This window comes from Paenarthrobacter sp. TE4293, assembly GCF_050435325.1.
Lineage (GTDB): Bacteria > Actinomycetota > Actinomycetes > Actinomycetales > Micrococcaceae > Arthrobacter > Arthrobacter nitroguajacolicus_C.
Genome location: NZ_JBNJRY010000004.1, coordinates 51561 through 69180, shown reverse-complemented (window position 1 = coordinate 69180; position 17620 = coordinate 51561). Strand labels below are relative to the sequence as shown.

The 17620-nt window shown below is 63.8% G+C and carries 16 protein-coding genes and 2 tRNA genes; 15 read left to right on the top strand and 3 right to left on the bottom strand.

From position 1 onward, the window contains the following. Window positions 1-46 precede the first annotated feature (46 nt). The 8 genes from QF015_RS09195 to QF015_RS09160 all read left to right on the top strand — a co-directional run bounded on the left by QF015_RS09195 (window position 47) and on the right by QF015_RS09160 (window position 7968). Window positions 47-859, top strand: a complete 813-nt coding sequence (locus tag QF015_RS09195) for an MBL fold metallo-hydrolase (protein WP_310209263.1) — start codon at window positions 47-49, stop codon at window positions 857-859. A gap of 23 nt (window positions 860-882) precedes the next feature. Beyond that, a complete protein-coding gene (locus tag QF015_RS09190) occupies window positions 883-1659 on the top strand; it encodes a fumarylacetoacetate hydrolase family protein (RefSeq protein WP_311213430.1) in 777 nt (258 codons plus the stop codon). 132 nt (window positions 1660-1791) lie between these two features. After that, on the top strand, window positions 1792-3312 hold the full coding sequence (gene gltX, locus QF015_RS09185; RefSeq protein ID WP_310208711.1) for a glutamate--tRNA ligase: 1521 nt from the start codon (window positions 1792-1794) through the stop codon (window positions 3310-3312). 14 nt (window positions 3313-3326) lie between these two features. Beyond that, a complete protein-coding gene (locus tag QF015_RS09180) occupies window positions 3327-4064 on the top strand; it encodes an HAD family hydrolase (protein WP_429388541.1) in 738 nt (245 codons plus the stop codon). Between the two features lie 126 nt (window positions 4065-4190). Continuing rightward, window positions 4191-4262: transfer RNA gene (locus QF015_RS09175), tRNA-Gln, on the top strand. A 128-nt stretch (window positions 4263-4390) separates the two neighbouring features. Next, window positions 4391-4463, top strand: a tRNA-Glu gene (locus tag QF015_RS09170). A 98-nt stretch (window positions 4464-4561) separates the two neighbouring features. After that, entirely contained in the window at window positions 4562-6352 is a 1791-nt protein-coding gene (locus tag QF015_RS09165) for a dynamin family protein (RefSeq protein WP_429388539.1), read from the top strand. Beyond that, a complete protein-coding gene (locus QF015_RS09160) occupies window positions 6349-7968 on the top strand; it encodes a GTPase (RefSeq protein WP_429388537.1) in 1620 nt (539 codons plus the stop codon). Before QF015_RS09165 ends, QF015_RS09160 begins: the two co-directional genes overlap by 4 nt. Here QF015_RS09160 and QF015_RS09155 read toward each other — a convergent pair. Next, complete coding sequence (locus QF015_RS09155; RefSeq protein WP_429388535.1) at window positions 7965-8501, bottom strand: DUF1697 domain-containing protein; 537 nt, start codon at window positions 8499-8501, stop codon at window positions 7965-7967. The two genes, QF015_RS09160 and QF015_RS09155, sit on opposite strands and share 4 nt — an antisense overlap. 7 nt (window positions 8502-8508) lie before the next feature. Then, entirely contained in the window at window positions 8509-9228 is a 720-nt protein-coding gene (locus QF015_RS09150; RefSeq protein WP_014922101.1) for an IclR family transcriptional regulator, read from the bottom strand. A gap of 143 nt (window positions 9229-9371) precedes the next feature. On the opposite strand from QF015_RS09150, the gene leuC reads away from it, so the two are divergent. The 6 genes from leuC to QF015_RS09120 all read left to right on the top strand — a co-directional run bounded on the left by leuC (window position 9372) and on the right by QF015_RS09120 (window position 15947). After that, window positions 9372-10823, top strand: coding sequence for a 3-isopropylmalate dehydratase large subunit (gene leuC, locus QF015_RS09145; protein WP_429388534.1), 1452 nt, complete (start codon window positions 9372-9374; stop codon window positions 10821-10823). Between the two features lie 10 nt (window positions 10824-10833). Then, entirely contained in the window at window positions 10834-11442 is a 609-nt protein-coding gene (leuD, locus tag QF015_RS09140; RefSeq protein WP_310208699.1) for a 3-isopropylmalate dehydratase small subunit, read from the top strand. A gap of 209 nt (window positions 11443-11651) precedes the next feature. Continuing rightward, entirely contained in the window at window positions 11652-12977 is a 1326-nt protein-coding gene (gene murA, locus QF015_RS09135; RefSeq protein WP_310208697.1) for a UDP-N-acetylglucosamine 1-carboxyvinyltransferase, read from the top strand. A gap of 11 nt (window positions 12978-12988) precedes the next feature. Next, a complete protein-coding gene (locus QF015_RS09130) occupies window positions 12989-13762 on the top strand; it encodes a lysophospholipid acyltransferase family protein (protein ID WP_429388531.1) in 774 nt (257 codons plus the stop codon). After that, window positions 13759-14811, top strand: coding sequence for an NAD(P)H-dependent glycerol-3-phosphate dehydrogenase (locus tag QF015_RS09125; protein WP_429388529.1), 1053 nt, complete (start codon window positions 13759-13761; stop codon window positions 14809-14811). The genes QF015_RS09130 and QF015_RS09125 overlap by 4 nt, the downstream gene beginning before the upstream one ends. Then, a complete protein-coding gene (locus tag QF015_RS09120) occupies window positions 14811-15947 on the top strand; it encodes a D-alanine--D-alanine ligase family protein (RefSeq protein WP_310208691.1) in 1137 nt (378 codons plus the stop codon). Before QF015_RS09125 ends, QF015_RS09120 begins: the two co-directional genes overlap by 1 nt. 23 nt (window positions 15948-15970) lie before the next feature. Here the strand turns inward: QF015_RS09120 and QF015_RS09115 are convergent, their stop codons facing one another. Further along, window positions 15971-16480, bottom strand: coding sequence for a DUF3515 domain-containing protein (locus tag QF015_RS09115; RefSeq protein ID WP_310208689.1), 510 nt, complete (start codon window positions 16478-16480; stop codon window positions 15971-15973). Window positions 16481-16602: 122 nt separating this feature from the next. On the opposite strand from QF015_RS09115, the gene thiL reads away from it, so the two are divergent. Continuing rightward, window positions 16603-17616, top strand: coding sequence for a thiamine-phosphate kinase (thiL, locus tag QF015_RS09110; RefSeq protein ID WP_310208687.1), 1014 nt, complete (start codon window positions 16603-16605; stop codon window positions 17614-17616). Window positions 17617-17620 lie beyond the last annotated feature (4 nt).

Here is a 17620-nt window from a genome sequence, read left to right as displayed (position 1 = left end):
GAGAGCGTCGGTGAGGTGCCAAGATGAGAGGGTGACTTCAGAATCGATGGCGACGCCCGGCACGTCTTCCAACAACTCATCTGCCGACAACAACACCTCCCTGCAGCGCAGCAGTGAGCTGACCCGCTTCAGGCTGGCCCCCAACCCGGGACCCATGAGCCTGGACGGCACCAACTCTTACGTGATTGGCCAACAGGGCTCCGGCCGCGTGGCCGTCGTGGACCCCGGTCCCCAAGACGAAGGGCATCTGGCCGTGCTGGCGTCAGCAGGCGTCGTGGACGTTGTCCTCATCACCCACCGGCACGCCGACCACACCGAAGCATCGGCACGCTTCCATGAGCTGACGGGCGCGCCGGTCCGTGCAGTATCCCCGGAACACTGTCACGGCGGCGAACCACTCACGGACGGCGAAGTCCTGACGGCCGGCGGCGTGGAAATCCGCGTCCTGGCGACACCGGGCCACACCTCGGATTCTGTGTGCTTCCATCTCCCCGCCGACGGTCCGCATGGCTCCGTCCTTACCGGGGACACCATCCTGGGACGCGGCACCACTGTTTTGGACTATCCGGACGGCAGGCTGGGGGACTACCTTGCGAGCCTGGACCGGTTGGAAGCCCTCGGCCCGGCAACGCTCCTGCCCGCGCACGGCCCCGTGCTGCCGGCCCTGGACGAGAAGTGCCGGGAGTACCGCGACCACCGGGAACAGCGCCTCGACCAGATCAGGACAGCGCTGCAAAGCCTCGGACAGGACGCCTCGATACCCGCCGTCACCGACGCCGTGTATCCCGACGTCGACCCTTCCGTTCGGTGGGCAGCAGAGACATCCGTGGCGGCCCAGCTGGATTACCTCCGGAGCTAATCGCTGACTGTAGGCTTGAGCCCATGCGTATCGCCCGGTTTGTAGTTGATTCTGATCCCCTTTACGGCGTTGTTGATGGTGAGCCCGGCAGTGAGGAAATCACTGTCATCAACGGTGACCCCTTCTTCAACGGCGTTGAACGTACCCACGTGAAGCACAAGCTGGAGGACGTGCGGCTGCTGGCCCCGATCATTCCCCGCAGCAAGGTGATTGGCGTCGGCCGGAACTTTGCCGAGCACGCCGCGGAACTCGGCAACGAAGTTCCCCAGCAGCCGTTGTTGTTCCTGAAGCCCAACACGTCGGTGATTGGCCCCAACGATCCCATCATCCTTCCCGAGTTCTCGGAGGAGGTCTCCTTCGAAGCGGAGCTGTGCGTCGTCATTGGCCGCATCTGCAAGGACGTCCCGGAGGACCGCGCGGATGACGTCATCTTCGGCTACACCTGCGGCAACGACCTGACCGCACGCGATGTCCAGAAGACAGATCTCCAGTGGGCCCGCGCCAAGGGCTTTGACACGTCGGCACCGCTGGGTCCATGGATCGAAACCGAGCTCGACCACGAGGACCTGTCCATCCAGGGACGCCTCAACGGTGAACTCCGCCAGGACGGCAGCACCAACCAGATGATCCGCGGCGTCCGCGAACTCGTCTCCATCGTTTCCCACGCCTTCACGTTGCTCCCGGGTGACGTCATCATGACCGGTACCCCGGCCGGCGTCGGGCTGGTCAGCGAGGGCGACCGCTTCGAGGTGGAGATCGAAGGCATCGGTCGGCTGTCCAACCCGGTGGTCCGCCGCTAGGCTCCCAGCGAAACCTCAAAACAACAAACGCCGACGGCGGTACGTGCCTTCCCTGCGAAAGGCTCAGTGCCGCCGTCGGCTGCTTCCAGCGGGGAAACCGAAGCGGCGCCAAGCGGTAAAGTTGGAACCACTATGACTACTGCTTCTGCGTCGAACGCTGCCTCCAGCGCCATCCCTGCCGTCAACGCCGAGACTCCGGTCCGCGTCCGCTTCTGCCCGTCACCGACGGGAACTCCGCACGTTGGCCTGATCCGCACGGCCCTGTTCAACTGGGCCTATGCGCGCCACACCGGCGGCAAGCTGATCTTCCGCATCGAGGACACCGACTCTGCCCGCGACAGCGAAGAGAGCTACCACCAGTTGCTGGACGCCCTGAAGTGGCTCGGCATCGACTGGGATGAGGGCGTCGAGGTTGGCGGCCCGCACGAGCCCTACCGGCAGTCCCAGCGCGGGGATATCTACCAGGACGTCATCGCCAAGCTCAAGGCGGGGGGACACGTCTATGAGTCCTACTCCACTCCGGATGAAATCGAAGCCCGCCACAAGGCAGCCGGGCGCGATCCGAAGCTGGGCTATGACGGCTTCGACCGCCACCTGACGGAAGAGCAGCTGGCCCAGTTCAAGGCCGAGGGCCGCGAGGCCGTCCTGCGTCTGCGGATGCCGGACGAAGACCTGACGTTCAATGACCTCGTCCGCGGCGAGATCACCTTCAAAGCCGGCTCCGTGCCTGACTTCGCCGTGGTCCGCGCCAACGGTGCCCCGCTGTACACGCTGGTGAACCCGGTGGATGACGCACTCATGGGCATCACCCATGTCCTGCGTGGCGAAGACCTCCTGAGCTCCACGCCACGCCAGATCGCGTTGTACCGCGCCCTGTATGCCATTGGTGTTGCGGAGTACATGCCGGAATTCGGCCACCTTCCGTACGTCATGGGCCAGGGCAACAAGAAGTTGTCCAAGCGCGACCCGGAATCGAGCCTGTTCCTCCACCGCGAGCGTGGCTTCATTCCCGAAGGCCTGCTGAACTACCTCTCCCTGTTGGGCTGGTCGCTGAGCGCCGACGAGGACATCTTCACGGTGGAACAGCTCGTGGCGAACTTCGACATCCATGATGTCCTGGGCAACCCGGCGCGCTTCGACATCAAGAAGGCCGAGGCCATCAACGGCACGCACGTCCGTTTGCTGGCACCGGAGGACTTCAAGGAGCGACTGGTACCTTATCTCCGCGCGGCCGGCTTCGTGGGGGAGATCCTCACTCCGCGGCAGGAAGAGATCCTCGCCGAGGCAGCTCCGCTGATACAGGAGCGCATTACCCTGCTGGGTGAGGCTCCCGAGATGCTGGCTTTCCTGTTCAAGGCCGACGACGCCATTGACGTCGCCGATGATGCCCGCAAGGGACTCCCCGCCAATCTGGAAGAGGTACTGGACGCCGCGCTGGCCGCGCTGGAGCCCATCGAAGAGTGGACGGCCGAGAACATCCAGACGGCCCTCAAGCAAGCACTTGTAGAGGATTTGGGCATCAAGCCCCGGGCTGCTTTCGGGCCCGTCCGCACGGCTATCTCAGGCCGCCGTATTTCACCGCCGTTGTTCGAATCGATGGTGATCCTTGGCAAGGACTCCTCGTTGGCCCGCGTTCGCGCTTTCCGCGGCTAGCAACGGAAGCAGTCATGGCTATCGCAAGCTCATTCGGCACGATCCGTGGTGTCCTGTTCGACATCGATGACACCCTGGTGGACCTTGAGTACGCCATGACGACGGCACTTCGCGATGTCAGCGAACATCTCCTGCCCGGCCTGGACCAGGCCGGGTGGGTGAAGTTCGGGCGCATCTTTACGCACGAAACCACGCACTTCTATGACCGCTACCTGGCTGGAGAGCTGACCTTCAACGAGCAGCGGTTGCTCCGCGGCAGGGCCGCGTTGGGCCACTTCGGCGTGGAACTCGACGACGGTGAGGATGCGCAGACCTGGGTGGCTGAGTATCACCAGCGCCAGACGGCGTACGTGAGGGCCTTTAGTGACGTTGAGGCAGTGTTGGACGCCCTTGATGCTGCAGGTGTGCCCTACGGGGCCGTCAGCAATAACGTGCACGATTACCAACGGGCCAAACTGGACGGCGCAGGTCTCTCACGGATCAAGATCCTCGTGGGAACAGACACAGTGGGTGTGCCCAAGCCGGACCCGGCCATCTACCTCGAAGGTGTGCGACTCCTCGGGACCGCCCCGGGAGAGACCCTCTATGTTGGCGATAACCGTCTCCTCGACGCCGACGGAGCAACGGCAGCAGGTCTGGTGGGTGTGTGGCTCAACAGGACCGGGGAAGAAGTGGAAGAATTCACCGGACGCCAGGTGGACTCGCTTTCGCGGCTTCTGGTGGCAGCTCCCAGCAGCTCCAGGTCCATGTGATGCAGGTAACGGCTTTCCGATTTGTGCAGGTGGCCGGACTCCGGTAGAGTCATTACTCGTGCTGAGGGGCACGGAGGGAAAAGCCGAGGGAAACTGAAGCGGCGAACTCCGGTCCAAAAGTCACTTTGGGATATGGTGTAATTGGCAACACTACGGTTTCTGGTACCGTCATTCTAGGTTCGAGTCCTGGTATCCCAGCTCTGAAAATCCGCGTGAATACACTGGAAATTCGGAACCTCCAAGCCGCTGAGTCGATTTGGAGCGAAGCTGAAAGTATGAAATACTCATTCAGCTTGATCGCCGGAAACGGCGACAAAAAAGTGCGAGGCCCCATCGTATAGCGGCCTAGTACGCCGCCCTCTCACGGCGGTAACGCGGGTTCGAATCCCGCTGGGGTCACAGCGAATCCCCCGGAACCCTGGTTCCGGGGGATTTCTTTTTGTCCTTTGCGCGCTTCCCGGCACGCGGGGCCGGGAACTGACTGGCATGATGATGCTGTGACTGCAAACGAAGACCCCGTGCCGGCAGCGAACCCTGTACCGCCTGCAGAGCCGCCAGGTGCGGCAGCCGCCGTCGACATCCTGGAAGCTGCCCGTAGCGAACTTGCGGCCACAACTCTTCCCCTCGCGGTGCCGGAGGCGCAGGAAGCCCGCCGGTGGGTCCGTGAATCCTTGGCGCAGCTCGACGATTACGTCATTCCCCGGTACCGCAGCCTCGACGCTCCACTGCTGGCCGTCGTCGGCGGTTCCACGGGTGCGGGAAAGTCCACGCTGGTCAACGCACTGGTCGGCTACCCGGTAACCCGTGCGGGCGCTATCAGACCCACTACGCGCCAGCCCATTCTTTTGCACCATCCGCAAGACGCAGGGTGGTTTGAAGGCCACAGGATACTTCCCAGCCTGGATCGTATCCGCGGGACTGTGTCGTCGACCCCGGTGCCGGCCAATCAGGCAGGGGCCGCCCCGGATGCCCAGGCGATCACCTCTTTGGTGCTGGTGGGACACGACTCTGTTGCCCAGGGCATCGCGCTTCTGGACGCGCCCGATGTCGATTCGATCTCCGATGACAACCGAAGGCTCGCCGGACAGTTGCTGGCGGCGGCCGACCTGTGGGTATTCGTCACGACGGCAAACCGATACGCCGACGCCGTCCCGTGGCGACTGCTCCTGGACGCGGCTTCACGGGATATCACCGTTGCCGTGGTCCTGGACCGCGTGCCCCCCGCCGCCGAAGACGAAGTAAGGACCGACCTTCAGGCAATGCTGGACCGGCAGGGGCTCGGTGATGCGAAGCTCTTCGTTGTTCCGGAAAGCGCCTTGGATGCTTTCGGAATGCTTCCCGCGGAGTCAGTGGATCCCTTGCGTCAGTGGCTGGGAGCGTTGGCAGCCGACGCTGCGGGAAGGGCGGAGGTTGCCAGGCGGACACTCAACGGAGCCGTGAAATCGGTCAGCGTCCGTTTGGAAGGAATCGCCGACGCCGCCGCAGCGCAGGATGCAGCCGCCCGTGAACTGCAGGCCAGCTGCGTCGCGGAATATGAGCAAGCACTCTCACGCATCCTTGAGGCGACCAAAGACGGTGCGCTGCTCCGGGGTGAAGTCCTGGCACGGTGGCAGGACTTCGTGGGAACGGGGGAGTTCTTCCGGGTAGTCGAGCAGAACATCGGCCGTTTCCGCGACCGTGTGGGAGCCTTTTTCCGTGGCGAACCCGCTCCCGCTGTGAAGGTCGAGACGGCCATCGAAACCGGGCTGCAGGCCGTGATCCTCGATGAAGCCGCCAACGCGGCAGAAAACGTGGACAGGCGATGGCGCTTGGACGCCGCGGGCCGTCAACTGCTCGGCGTCGATGACCTGTCCGGAACGAGCGCCGGCTTCGATGCGAAGGCCGCTGCGGCCATCCGGTCCTGGCAGGAGGGGCTGATGGAGATGATCCGAACGCAGGGCCAGGGGAAACGCACCCAGGCCCGGTGGTTGTCCTTCGGCGTCAATGGTCTTGGTGCAGCTCTCATGGTGGTGGTGTTCTCCATGACTGCGGGCTTGAGCGGCCTGGAAATCGGTATCGCCGGTGGTACGGCAGTGGTTGGCCAGAAGCTGCTCGAGGCTGTGTTCGGCGAAGATGCGGTCCGCCGTTTGGCGCAGCAAGCAAGGGATGACCTGCACACACAATGCCAGCGGCTGCTTGACGGCGAGCGGCAACGGTTCCTCAGCCGGCTTGAAGCTGCCCATCCCAGCTCCGGCAACCACCTCGCCGGCCACGCCAAGGCGCTGCGCCGGCTGGCGGATGCCGCATGAGCCGCCACAGCCAGGTCCGCGAGTTTTCCCAGCTGCAGCGCCGCCTGGAATCCTTGAACACTGCCCGGGAACTCGCCGAGGGCGTGCTTCCGGATCAGGAATTGCAAGAAGTCTATGACGTCCTTGAGCGTGCCGCCTCCCGGCGGTCTTTGTCCGCAGAACACACAGTGGTGGGCTTTTTCGGGGCTACCGGCAGCGGAAAGTCATCGTTGTTCAATGCCGTGTCCGGCACAGAACTGGCCACGGCCACCGCCCGACGCCCCACAACGTCCCAGGCTCTTGCAGGCATCTGGGGTGAAGACGGCAGTGGACCCCTGCTCGACTGGTTGGACGTCAAGGAGCGGCACGCGCTGCCGCCCGTTTCGGGATTGGCCGATGGGAACAGTGGACTCGTACTCCTGGACTTGCCGGACTTTGACTCGACGCGGGTGGAAAACCGGGAAATCGTCCAAAGGATGGTGGGCATGGTTGACGTCCTTGTCTGGGTGCTGGACCCCCAAAAGTATGCTGACGCCGCGGTGCACAATGACTTCCTTCGGCCCATGGCGTCCCACGGCGCCGTCACCTTGGTCGTGCTCAACCAGACGGACACCCTGGGCCCTGGCGATGCCTCGGCTGTGATGCGGTCATTGGAAGGAATCCTGGCCCGTGATGGCCTGGAGAAGGTCCGCGTTATTGGCGCGTCCGCGGTGACGGGCGACGGCGTCGATACTGTGCGCGGGGCGATCAGGAACGTTGTCCTCCAGCGGGAGGCCACCACGCAGCGCCTGGCGGCGGATGTAGCGAAGGCTGCCGCTGAGCTGGCCCTCGCTTCCGGCGAAGGCGAAGCCCGCGGCATCAAGGGAAGCGCCAAGGCCCGCCTCGCCGCTGAATTGGCGACGGCGGCAAACGTGCCGGTCGTGGTGGACGCCGTTGAGCGATCCTTCAAGAGGGAGTCAGCCAAGAGAACGGGGTGGCCTGTGACGCGGTGGCTTTTGCGTTTCCGGCCCGACCCCCTGCGCCGGTTGAACCTGGGCAAAGCCGACACCCGGCCTGAGCTCAGCCGGACATCCTTGCCTCCAGCAGGCGCACCCGAGCGTGCCAGGACGGACGCGGCAGTCAGGGATTTTGCCGATGATGCATCCTTTGGCGCTCCCGGCCCGTGGCGCGCAGCCATTCGTGGCGCAGCACGGGACGGCCGGGAGCAGCTGCCCGATGCGTTGGATCAGGCTATTGCCGGTACGGACCTGAAAGCGACGAAGCGGCCTCTGTGGTGGGTACTCTTCAATGCCCTCCAATGGCTGGCGCTTTTGCTGGCCCTGGGCGGCCTCGGCTGGCTCGGTGTCCTGGCCGCGCTGGGTTATTTCCAGATGCCCGTCCCTGAGGTGCCGCGGACAGAGGGCTGGCCCTGGCCCACGCTCATGGTCGCCGCAGGTGTGGTGCTGGGCATTGTCCTGGCCATTGCCGGCAGGATCCTGGGTGGCTGGGCGGCGAGAGCCCGTGCGTCCGGCGCAGCAAAGAGGTTGAGGGCCGCAGTGGCAGCCGTCGCCGAGCAATCGATTGTGGAACCTGTGGACGTGGAAATCACGCGCTTGAAAGCCTTCAATGCTGCCCTGCAGGAGGCACGTTCGGCTTAGAGTGCCGCTGCCGCGTCCCTGACTTTGATCAGGGTACGGAGGTTCCTGGTGGTGGTGCCGGCTTTGTAGCGTGCTTTGGCGGAGAGCTTGCTGAAAGGGCTGTCAAGCGTGCCGCCGGCCGGAGCGAGCCACGCCGAGGCTTCCGGTCCAAGACGCACCTGCTCCACACCGCCAAGGGCCTCGCCGGCCGCGAAGAGTTCATCAAGCATCGCACTGTCGGAGGCCAGGGTGATGTAGCTGTGCGTGGAGGTATCGTCTGCCGGGTACGGACAGGCGTCCACGAGTTCACCCACCCTCGTTGCCGTGAGCACCACTACCCAGGCGTCGTATCCGAACGTTTCCCGCAGGCACTTCTCGAACTGTGCCTTGACGTCCGTGGCGCTGAGTTCGCTCTGCAGCACCACGTTTCCGCTGGCCAGCAGGGTTTTGACCTTGGAGAACGGGTACTCCTGGAGCGCTGCCTTGAGGTCGGCCATCTTGATGTTGATGCCACCGACATTGATGCCCCGGAGAAAGACGGCATAGTTGTGCATGCTGAACCTAGTCGTTGTTCTTCCGCAGGGCTTCCGTCAGCACCCGGGCGGCGTTGCAGACCACTTCGGCGTGCAGGCGCCCCGGCTGGCGGGTGAGGCGTTCAATCGGTCCTGAAATTGATACGGCCGCGATCACCCTTCCGGACGGACCACGTACCGGGGCCGATACCGAGGCGACCCCGGGTTCGCGTTCGCCGAGGCTCTGACCCCAGCCCCGGCGTCGTACTCCTGCCAGTACGGTGGGCGTAAAGCGGGCGTTTTGAAGGCCTTCCAGCAAGCGGTCATGGTCTTCCCATGCCAGCAGGACCTGGGCGGCGGAGCCCGCCTTCATGGACAATTGGGTGCCTACGGGAATGGTGTCGCGCAGCCCGATGGGGCGTTCGGCCGAGGCGACGCAGACACGCCAGTCGCCTTGCCTGCGGAAGATTTGGGCGCTTTCGCCGGTCGCGTCACGCAACTGGATGAGGACAGGGCCGGCTGAAGCGATAAGCCGGTCTTCGCCGGCGGCGGAGGCCAACTCCACCAGCCTGCTTCCCAGGACGAAGCGGCCCTGGATGTCGCGGCTCACCAACCGGTGGTGGACCAGTGCCAGCGCGAGCCGGTGAACCGTAGGCCGGGCAAGGCCCGTAGCCGCTACAAGTTGCGCGAGTGTCGTGGGCCCGGCCTCGAGGGCATCGAGTACCTGGGCCGCTTTATCAATGACACCGACTCCACTAGAATTGTCCATGTAATGATATTGCCGTCTCAATATCTGAGATGCAAGTTCTTTCGCTGGCCTATCTTGCAGCGGTGCTGCTTCAGTGGAAGAAGACCACAGTTCAGTGGGCGAAGAACAACGCAACATGCCAACGCAGTGAAGGGAGCAAGGCCGTGGGAAAGACACTGGCCGAGAAAGTCTGGGACGCGCACGTAGTGCGCAAAGGTGAAGGCGAAGGAGCCAACGCCCAGCCCGATCTTCTCTTCATCGACCTTCACCTGGTCCACGAAGTAACGTCCCCCCAGGCCTTTGAAGGCCTGCGCCTGGCTGGCCGGCCCCTGCGTCGCGTGGACCTCACGATTGCCACCGAGGACCACAACACTCCCACTCTTGACATCGACAAGCCCATTGCCGACCTCACCAGCCGCACCCAGATCGAAACCCTGCGTGCCAACTGCAAGGAATTCGGTGTCCGCCTCCACTCGCTGGGGGACAAGGAGCAAGGCATCGTGCACGTAGTCGGCCCGCAGCTGGGCCTGACGCAGCCCGGCATGACCGTGGTCTGCGGCGACTCCCACACCTCAACGCATGGCGCCTTCGGTGCGCTGGCCATGGGTATCGGCACGTCCGAAGTTGAGCACGTCATGGCGACGCAGACGCTGTCCTTGAAGCCGTTCAAGACGATGGCCATCAATGTTGAAGGCACCCTGCGCCCCGGCGTCAGCGCCAAAGACATCATCCTTGCCGTCATTGCCAAAATCGGCACCGGCGGCGGGCAGGGCTACGTCCTGGAATACCGCGGATCGGCCATTCGCGCACTGTCCATGGACGCCCGGATGACAATCTGCAACATGTCCATCGAGGCCGGCGCCCGTGCGGGCATGGTGGCTCCGGACCAGACCACCTATGACTACATGCAGGGCCGTCCGCACGCGCCGCAGGGCGCTGACTGGGATGCCGCCGTCGAGTATTGGAACACGCTCCACACCGACGCTGACGCGGCCTTCGACGTCGAAGTCGACCTGGACGCGGACACCCTGGAGCCATTCGTGACCTGGGGGACCAACCCGGGCCAGGGTGTTTCCCTCTCGGCCAGGGTTCCGTCCCCGGAGGACTTCGGCGATGAGAACGCCAAGGCTGCTGCCGAGCGCGCCCTGCAGTACATGGGGCTGGAAGCCGGTACGCCCATGAAGGACATCCGCGTGGATACTGTCTTCCTGGGCTCCTGCACCAACTCCCGCATCGAGGACCTCCGCGCTGCCGCGGACATCATCCGCGGCCGCGAAAAGGATCCCAAGGTCCGCATGCTCGTGGTTCCCGGATCCGCCCGCGTCCGATTGGAGGCCGAAGCTGAAGGCCTGGACAAGGTCTTCAAGGAATTCGGTGCCGAATGGCGCTTTGCCGGCTGCTCCATGTGCTTGGGAATGAACCCGGACCAGCTCGAACCGGGGGAGCGCTGCGCGTCAACGTCCAACCGCAACTTTGAGGGTCGTCAGGGCAAGGGTGGACGGACACACCTGGTCTCACCCGTCGTGGCCGCAGCTACAGCCGTGCGTGGCACGCTGAGCTCGCCGTCGGACCTTGAGTCCGCAACGGCCGGCACCCTGACCGGAACCGCAGTCTAGGAGGATCACCATGGAAGCATTCACCACCCACACCGGAATCGGCGTGCCGCTGCGCCAAAGCAACGTTGACACGGACCAGATCATCCCCGCTGTCTACCTCAAGCGAATCACCCGCACAGGCTTCGAAGACGCCCTCTTCGCAGCATGGCGCAAGGACGAATCCTTCATCCTCAACCAGGCCCCGTTCACGGCAGGTTCCGTGTTGGTAGCCGGACCGGACTTCGGAACGGGTTCATCCCGTGAGCACGCCGTTTGGGCACTGAAGGACTACGGATTCAAGGCCGTGCTGTCCTCGCGGTTTGCCGACATCTTCCGTGGCAACTCGGGCAAGCAGGGACTGCTCGCGGCGCAGGTGGCCCAGGATGACATTGAACTGATCTGGAAGGTCCTGGAAAACAATCCCGGCGCCGAGGTCAAGGTGGACCTGGTCAGCAAGACCGTCGAGTGCGGCAATATCGTAGCTCCGTTCGACATCGACGATTACACCCGGTGGCGCCTCCTGGAAGGCCTCGATGACATTGGCCTGACCCTTCAGCATGAGGAGGACATCACGGCTTACGAGGCGACGCGTCCGTCCTTCAAGCCGACGACGCTTCCCGCGAAAGTCGACGCTGAATAACGCCTCACGCTGAGGCCGCAGTGCTGTGGTCGATGGGCCGGTGGACACCCTCAGGGAGTGTCCGCCGGTCCTTTTTCGTCGGCGTCCAGCTGATGCCTGATCCGTACGGCGCCGGGTGCGTCCATTTCGGTTCGGTAACGCGAGCTTCTATGCTTAGCTGGAGCCTTTGTAAGTTTGGGGGGCGAGTAGTCGTGAGGAAACCGGTATAGATGAGTAGTGTTCTGACAATCCGCGGTGGCGTCCCGTTGACCGGACGAGTGACCGTTCGCGGTGCCAAGAACCTGGTGCCAAAAGCCATGGTGGCGGCGTTGCTGGGCAGCGAACCATCGGTGCTGAGGAACGTGCCGGAAATCAAGGACGTCGAGGTTGTCACCAGCCTGCTGAAGTTGCATGGTGTGACCGTCGCGAAGGATCCGGTGACGGGTGACCTGACCTTGGATCCCAAGGACGCCAAGACGGCGTCCAGTACAGCCATCGACGCCCATGCCGGGGACTCCAGGATTCCCATCCTGTTGTGTGGACCCTTGATCCACGCCATCGGCGAGGCCTTCATCCCTGACCTGGGCGGCTGCAAGATCGGCGACCGGCCCATTGACTACCACTTGAACGTGCTCCGCCAGTTCGGCGCCGTGGTGGAAAAGCGCCCGGGCGGCATCCACATCTCGGCACCCCACGGCCTCCATGGAGCGAAGATCTCCCTGCCGTATCCGTCAGTTGGCGCCACGGAGCAGGTGCTGCTCAGCGCAACGCGTGCCGAGGGCATCACTGAACTCATTGGGGCCGCAACGGAGCCCGAAATCATCGACCTCATCGCGGTCCTGCAAAAAATGGGTGCGATCATCAGCGTCCAGACGGACCGCACCATCAGGATCGAAGGTGTCAAGGATCTTCGGGGATACAACCACCGGGCTCTGCCGGACCGCAACGAGTCCGCTTCATGGGCGTCCGCTGCGCTGGTGACCCGGGGCGATATCTTCGTCGAAGGCGCGTCCCAGCGCGACATGATGACGTTCCTGAACACGTACCGCAAGGTAGGCGGAGGGATGGACATCGGCGACGACGGCATCCGTTTCTACCACCAGGGCGGCAAACTCTCTCCGCTCGTCCTGGAAACGGACGTACACCCCGGCTTCATGACGGACTGGCAGCAGCCCCTCGTCGTCGCCCTGACGCAGTCCGAAGGCGTGTCGATCGTCCACGAGACCGTCTATGAGAACCGGTTCGGGTTCACGGAGGCCCTGGCCCGGATGGGCGCGAACATCCAGGTGCACCGTGAGTGCCTGGGAAGCGTCCCGTGCAGGTTCGGACAGCGGAATTTCCTTCACTCCGCGGTGATCTCGGGCCCCACCCCGCTTCGGGGCACGGACATCGATATTCCGGATCTCCGGGGCGGCTTCAGCCACCTCATCGCCGCGCTGGCTGCCACGGGCACCTCCCGGGTGACTGGCATCGACATCATTAACCGCGGTTATGAGCGCTTCACGGAGAAGTTGGCCGGCCTGGGCGCCGATTTCGATATCACCACCACCAAGTAGCGGGGGATCCTTTGAAGGAATCGGCCAAGAGCCGTGCCACGTTCATGCTGCTGGCGGGCCTCGCACGCCCGTTGATGAACCTCTTGATGGCGAAGAAATGGGAAGGCGTGGAGAACCTTCCACCCGGTGGCTTCATTGCCGCGCCCAACCACTGCACCGAAATCGATCCCATCGTGATCGGGCACATGGTGTACAACCAGCAGCGTCCGCCCCACTTCCTGGCGAAGAAGGGCCTTTTCAAGGTGCCCGTGCTGGGGGCCTTGCTGCATGCCACCAAACAGATACCGGTCGAACGCTCGACGGCGGGAGCCAACCGCTCGCTGCAAGTGGCCAAAGAGGTGGTCGACGCCGGCGGTGCCATCATCATCTATCCCGAAGGAACGTTGACCCGGGGCCCCGATCTGTGGCCGATGAAGGGACACACCGGGGCGGCCAGGCTTGCGCTGCAGACAGGTGCGCCCGTGGTGCCGATGGCCCATTGGGGTGCGCAGGAAGTCTTCCCTCGCTACGCCAAGCGTTTCCACATCTTCCCGCGCAAAACGGTGCGGGTGCTCGTCGGGAAACCGGTGGACCTCAGTGCTTTTGCCGGCCGGCCCATGGACCGCGCCACACTGACCGAGGCAACTGAAGTGATCATGGATGCCATTACGGGGCTTCTGGCTACGCTGCGCGATGAGCCGGCTCCCGCAGAGCGCTGGGATCCGGCCGTTCACAAACAGTCCAAGCACGGCCGCTTCGTTGAGCGCGGATCCTCTGACGCACCGGAACCTGAGGAAGGTAAATGACCATTCTCCAAAACCCTGTCCAGACGCCGGACATCGTGGCGGTTTTGGGTGCCGGGTCGTGGGGCACCACGTTCGCCAAGATTCTTGCCGATGCTGCAGCGGCGGCCGGCGTCGAACGCACCATCCGGATCTGGGGCCGCCGGCCCGAGGTCGTGGAACAAATCAACTCCCTCCACCGCAACGGGCAATACCTGAAGGACATCGAGCTTCCGGCAAGCGTCGCCGCGTCAACGGATGTGGCGGAGGTGCTCAAAGACGCAACCCTGGTGGTCCTCGCCGTGCCGGCCCAGTCCCTGCGGCCGCAACTGGGTGAGTGGAAGCCTTTGTTGGCCCCCGACGCAGTGGTGGTGTCCCTGATGAAGGGTTTGGAACTGGGCACCGATGCCCGGATGAGCGAAGTCATTGCACAGGAGCTAGGGCTTCCAGCTTCCCGGGTAGCAGTGGTTTCAGGCCCCAATCTGGCCATGGAAATCGCCAGGGAACAACCAACCGCGTCCGTCGTGGCCTGCAGTGATGCAGATACCGCCGCGGCGATTGCTTTGTGCTGCACCGCACCCTACTTCCGGCCCTACACCAGCACGGATGTCGTGGGTGTGGAGATCGGCGGGATCGTCAAGAATGTCATCGCGCTTGCCGTGGGGATTTGCGAAGGCCGGCAGATGGGTGACAACACCAAAGCTTCGGTCATCACGCGAGGACTTGCCGAGACGTCCCGGCTTGCCCTGGCCCTCGGCGGAGAAGCGCACACCATGGCCGGGCTTGCCGGGCTGGGTGACCTGGTGGCCACCTGCTCGTCAGCGTTGTCGCGAAATCACACTGCCGGCCGCTTGCTCGGCGAAGGGCTCAGCCTTGAACAGGTCGCAGAGCAGATGACGCAGACGGCCGAAGGCATTAAATCCGGTCTGGCCGTGCACGAGCTGGCAGGCAAATTGAACGTTGAAATGCCCATCACAGCAGCTGTTGTTGCGGTGCTGGAAGGCAGAATGTCCGTTGATGACCTGGGACCACGATTGTTGGCCCGGGCCCTGAAGTCCGAAGGCGACTACTGATGGCGATAAATAACTCCAACACTGCGTCGGGCCGCCCCCGCGTAGCGGTTCTCTTTGGTGGGCGCTCCAGCGAGCACGCCGTCAGTTGTGTCACTGCGGCAGGTGTCATGGGCGCCATCGACAAAACCAAATACGAGGTCATCCCCATTGGCATCGCCAAGTCGGGGCAATGGGTCCTGGCTTCCGGGGATACCAGTCAGTGGTCCCTGAGCTCCGCGGCGCTTCCCGAAGTAGCGCCGTCGGGCCAGACGGTTACGTTGGCTGAAGTCGGTGGGGAACACCAGCTCATCGTGACCGAACCCAACGCCGTTCCCCAGGAGCTGGGCTCTGTGGACGTTGTGTTCCCGCTGCTTCATGGGCCGTGGGGCGAAGACGGAACCATTCAAGGACTCCTGGAACTCTCCGACACACGCTACGTGGGCGCCGGCGTCCTGGCCTCCGCGGTGGGGATGGACAAGCACTTCATGAAGGTGGTGTTCGAATCCGTAGGCCTGAGCGTCGGCCCGTACGTTGCCGTCACGGACCGCGAGTGGCTGACCGATCCCGAAGCTGTGCGGAAACGCGTGGACAAGCTCGGGTTCCCGGTGTTCGTCAAGCCTGCCCGGGCAGGTTCGTCCATGGGAATCTCCAAAGTGGATTCCCTGGAGGGCCTCGACGCCGCCATTGAAGAAGCCCGCCGACATGACCTGAAGCTGGTCATCGAAGCCGGCATTGTGGGTCGCGAGATCGAATGTGCCGTTCTCCAGGGACGCGGCACCGACGCCCCCCGGACCTCCATGCCCGGGGAAATCGCCGTGGCCGCCGGGGAGCACCAGTTCTATGATTTTGCCGCCAAATACGTTGAGGATGGAGCGGCAGCATTGAGCTGCCCGGCCGAGATGCCTGAAGAAGCCATCAGCCGGGTACGGGAACTGGCTGCAGTCGCTTTTGACGCAGTTGGAGCTGAAGGACTCAGCCGTGTGGACTTTTTCTACACCCCTGCCGGTGAGCTGATCATCAATGAGATCAACACCATGCCGGGATTCACGCCCAAGAGCATGTACCCGCAAATGTGGGCGGCGTCAGGCCTGGCCTACGGCGAGTTGATCGACGAACTCATTCAGCTGGCGCTGACACGCAAGACGGGTCTGCGCTAACCGGCGGGCCTGCAGAACCGCGACTACTTGCTGGTCGGCAGGTTCTGCAGGTCTTCCTGGCCTACGCATTTGCCGGTCGCCTTGATTTTTCCTACCGCAGCCGCGAGCTCGGTCAGGACAGTGGCGGAGCTGATGTTCGCCGCTTCCAGCTTGACTGGATCGATCAGGATCTCGGTGGCTGGTTCGCGGCCAAACGTGGTGAGGGTGTAGACGGGATCGCCTTCCTTGATGACCCAGTCGATGTTGTTGACGCTCACGCAGCGGTCGGTAGTGGGTCCAGGAACATTCACTCCGCACCGAAGGATGACCTGGGAGGGGTCGCCCCATGCCGCCGTGGCTTGGCTGTTGGTCTTGCGGAGCGCGGCATCGCCGATCTGATCGGGCAGGGCAACCATCATCGGCGCGCAGGCAGGATTGGCGGCGTCTGTGGCAGCTGTGACATCAACGGCGGGAGAACAAGCCGACAAAGCAAGGGCGGACGCAGAGGCCAAGCAAAGGGCCACGGCTGTCCGGCGGAACGTCTTTCGGTGCATTCATCCAGCCTATCCCGCGTGGACCGCGGGGCAGATTCGCGTATTCCGGGTCACATTCCCGCACATGCCATGGAACAGGTACGCGGCATTATTCTGTCGGAGGATCGCGATAGCGTAGAGCCGTGCCCGCAGAACACTTGACCGTCCAAGACCTTTCGGAATCCGAGCTCCTCGCCAGGATCTTTCCGCGCCTGAACCACAGCCCCGGAATCCTGCTGGGTCCGGGGGACGATGCTGCCCTGATCGCGTCCCCTGATGGCCGCACCCTGTTGTCCATCGACACCCAAACCCAGGACCAGGATTTCAGGCTGGAGTGGAACAACGGGTACCGGACCACCGGCTACGACGTCGGATGGAAGGCAGCAGCGCAGAACCTGAGCGATATCAATGCCATGGGCGGCAGCGCGACCTCCTTGGTCGTCAGCCTGACCATGCCCCCGGCCACGCCGGTCGAGTGGGTCGAAGCCTTCGCCGATGGCCTTACCGCGGCAATCATCGGGCTGGGCGTCCCGGACTGCTCCGTTGCAGGTGGGGATCTCGGAAGGGGTCGCGAGCTTGCGGTGACTGTCGCCGTCGTCGGGACGCTCGGCGGACTGCCGCCGGTACTTCGATCGGGCGCCAGGGCCGGGGACGTCATTGCGGTTGCGGGGACCTTGGGGCGGGCTGCGGCCGGCTGGGCGCTGTTGGAGAGCGAGGTTCCCATCGACAACCTGGGCCTGGAATTGCGGGGCTTGGTCGACAGCCAGTGCCGGCCGAAACCCCCTCTGGCGGCGGGACCATTGGCTGCCCAAACCGGTGCCACCGCGATGATGGACATCTCCGACGGACTTCTTCGCGACGGCGGCAGGCTCGCTGCGGCCAGCAACGTGATCCTTGATTTCGACCCGGTGGCCCTGAAAGCCCATGCCCTGCCGTTGGAACCAGCGGCTGCCTCGCTGGGCTGTGACGCGATGCCCTGGGTCCTTGGCGGGGGAGAGGACCACGGATTGCTGGCTACGTTCCCGCCCTCAATTCAGCTGCCACGGGGGTTCACTGCGATAGGCTCAGTTCAAGCCGTTGTCGAGCCGCCAGGCAGCGGCGTCCGGATCGCCGGGCAAGCTGCTGACACCGTTGGATGGGATCACTTTGCAGACTAAGATC